Below are 2,514 nucleotides of genomic sequence, written 5' to 3'. Positions count from 1 at the left end.
GTTCGTGGTTTCAGAACCAACACAGTGGACGCGAGCAACTGAGGACAAGCCCTCGGCCTATTAGTACCGGTCACCTCCACACCTTGCGGTGCTTCCAGATCCGGCCTATCAACCCAGTCGTCTACTGGGAGCCTTAACCCCTCAAGGGGGTGGGAGTCCTCATCTCGAAGCAGGCTTCCCGCTTAGATGCTTTCAGCGGTTATCCCTCCCGAACGTAGCCAACCAGCCATGCCCTTGGCAGGACAACTGGCACACCAGAGGTTCGTCCGTCCCGGTCCTCTCGTACTAGGGACAGCCCTTCTCAAGACTCCTACGCGCACAGCGGATAGGGACCGAACTGTCTCACGACGTTCTAAACCCAGCTCGCGTACCGCTTTAATGGGCGAACAGCCCAACCCTTGGGACCGACTCCAGCCCCAGGATGCGACGAGCCGACATCGAGGTGCCAAACCATCCCGTCGATATGGACTCTTGGGGAAGATCAGCCTGTTATCCCCGGGGTACCTTTTATCCGTTGAGCGACGGCGCTTCCACAAGCCACCGCCGGATCACTAGTCCCGACTTTCGTCCCTGCTCGACCCGTCGGTCTCACAGTCAAGCTCCCTTGTGCACTTACACTCAACACCTGATTGCCAACCAGGCTGAGGGAACCTTTGGGCGCCTCCGTTACTCTTTAGGAGGCAACCGCCCCAGTTAAACTACCCATCAGACACTGTCCCTGATCCGGATCACGGACCCAGGTTAGACATCCAGCACGACCAGACTGGTATTTCAACGACGACTCCCCCTGAACTGGCGTCCAGAGTTCACAGTCTCCCAGCTATCCTACACAAGCCGAACCGAACACCAATATCAAACTGTAGTAAAGGTCCCGGGGTCTTTCCGTCCTGCTGCGCGAAACGAGCATCTTTACTCGTAGTGCAATTTCACCGGGCCTATGGTTGAGACAGTCGAGAAGTCGTTACGCCATTCGTGCAGGTCGGAACTTACCCGACAAGGAATTTCGCTACCTTAGGATGGTTATAGTTACCACCGCCGTTTACTGGCGCTTAAGTTCTCAGCTTCGCCCCACCGAAATGGAGCTAACCGGTCCCCTTAACGTTCCAGCACCGGGCAGGCGTCAGTCCGTATACATCGCCTTACGGCTTCGCACGGACCTGTGTTTTTAGTAAACAGTCGCTTCTCGCTGGTCTCTGCGGCCACCCCCAGCTCAGGAAGTAAATCCCATCACCAGGAATGGCCCCCCTTCTCCCGAAGTTACGGGGGCATTTTGCCGAGTTCCTTAACCATAGTTCACCCGAACGCCTCGGTATTCTCTACCTGACCACCTGAGTCGGTTTAGGGTACGGGCCGCCATGAAACTCGCTAGAGGCTTTTCTCGACAGCATAGGATCATCCACTTCACCACAATCGGCTCGGCATCAGGTCTCAGCCATATGCGCGACGGATTTACCTATCGCACGGCCTACACCCTTACCCCGGGACAACCACCGCCCGGGATGGACTACCTTCCTGCGTCACCCCATCACTCACCTACTAACCGCTTGGTCCGGCGGCTCCACCACTTTCCTTTCCCCGAAGGGTCCGGAACGGCTTCACGGCCTTAGCATCACGATGCTCGATGTTTGACGCTTCACAGCGGGTACCGGAATATCAACCGGTTATCCATCGACTACGCCTGTCGGCCTCGCCTTAGGTCCCGACTTACCCTGGGCAGATCAGCTTGACCCAGGAACCCTTAGTCAATCGGCGCAAACGTTTCTCACGTTTGTATCGCTACTCATGCCTGCATTCTCACTCGTGAACCGTCCACAACTCGCTTCCGCGGCTGCTTCACCCGGCACACGACGCTCCCCTACCCATCACAGCCGGCGTTGGCCGTATTGCTGCAATGACACGACTTCGGCGGTACGCTTGAGCCCCGCTACATTGTCGGCGCGGAATCACTAGACCAGTGAGCTATTACGCACTCTTTCAAGGGTGGCTGCTTCTAAGCCAACCTCCTGGTTGTCTGTGCGACTCCACATCCTTTCCCACTTAGCGTACGCTTAGGGGCCTTAGTCGATGCTCTGGGCTGTTTCCCTCTCGACCATGGAGCTTATCCCCCACAGTCTCACTGCCGCGCTCTCACTTACCGGCATTCGGAGTTTGGCTAAGGTCAGTAACCCGGTAGGGCCCATCGCCTATCCAGTGCTCTACCTCCGGCAAGAAACACACGACGCTGCACCTAAATGCATTTCGGGGAGAACCAGCTATCACGGAGTTTGATTGGCCTTTCACCCCTAACCACAGGTCATCCCCCAGGTTTTCAACCCTGGTGGGTTCGGTCCTCCACGAAGTCTTACCTCCGCTTCAACCTGCCCATGGCTAGATCACTCCGCTTCGGGTCTTGAGCGTGCTACTAAAATCGCCCTGTTCGGACTCGCTTTCGCTACGGCTTCCCCACCCGGGTTAACCTCGCAACACACCGCAAACTCGCAGGCTCATTCTTCAAAAGGCACGCAGTCACGAGAC

At 56.8% G+C, this 2,514-nt stretch carries 1 rRNA gene (running past one end of the window); it reads right to left on the bottom strand.

Features of this window, described 5'->3' with window-relative positions:
- Positions 1–40: 40 nt before the first annotated feature.
- Positions 41–2,514, bottom strand: a 23S ribosomal RNA gene (locus ACFW48_RS38260) (it continues 727 nt past the right edge of the window).

This window comes from Streptomyces sp. NPDC058812 (assembly GCF_042744565.1).
Classification (GTDB): Bacteria; Actinomycetota; Actinomycetes; order Streptomycetales; family Streptomycetaceae; genus Streptomyces; species Streptomyces thinghirensis.
This window is presented reverse-complemented; position numbering and strand designations above follow the sequence as displayed.